A 640-nucleotide genomic window follows, 5' to 3' on the forward strand; every position below is an offset into this window, starting at 1 on the left:
GGCGCCCGCTACGAGGAGCACCGGATGCGGGCGATGGAGTTGCGCTTCGACGCCGAGCTGCGGCTCGGCCGGCACGCGGCGATGCTGGCGGAACTGGCCGAGGCGCACACCAACCACCCGTTACGTGAGCGGTTCTGCGAGCAGCTGATGATCGGGCTGTACGGCGCGGGACGGCAGGCCGACGCCCTCGATGTCTTCCGCCGGATGCGCCGCCGCCTCGACGACGAGCTCGGTATCGAGCCCTCCCCGGCCCTGCGCCGGGTCGAGAGCGCGATCCTCTCCCACGACCCGGCTCTCACCGGCGACCGCCATCTCCAACTCGTCTGACCTGGGCTTCCGTTGACGGCGTCGGTGGGCTGTGCGGCACGTAGGCGGCCCGTCAGCACACGGTCAGCCCGCTTTGGCAGGCTCAACGGGCAAGTGGGTTCCGTCACTTCACGTCAGCAGGGGGAGACATGAGGTCCCGCGTCGAGGAACTGGCCGGCATACGCGAGAGCGTGCTCGCCGGCCCGAGCGAGAAGGCGACCGCCGCCCAGAAGGCCAAGGGCAAGCTCACCGTGCGCGAGCGGATCGGGCTGCTCCTCGACGAGGGCTCGTTCCAGGAGGTCGAGCAGCTGCGCCGGCACCGGGCGACCGGTTT

At 70.8% G+C, this 640-nt stretch carries 1 protein-coding gene and 1 pseudogene; both read left to right on the forward strand.

Annotated features, from left to right (window positions below):
• Positions 1 to 327, forward strand: a pseudogene (locus AV521_RS51690) (AfsR/SARP family transcriptional regulator); the annotation flags it as partial.
• 128 nt (positions 328 to 455) lie between these two features.
• Positions 456 to 640, forward strand: a 185-nt coding sequence (locus tag AV521_RS39270) for a carboxyl transferase domain-containing protein (RefSeq protein WP_305965215.1), incomplete at its 3' end; no start/stop codon positions are given.

It is taken from the genome of Streptomyces sp. IMTB 2501, assembly GCF_001953885.1.
Lineage (GTDB): Bacteria > Actinomycetota > Actinomycetes > Streptomycetales > Streptomycetaceae > Streptomyces.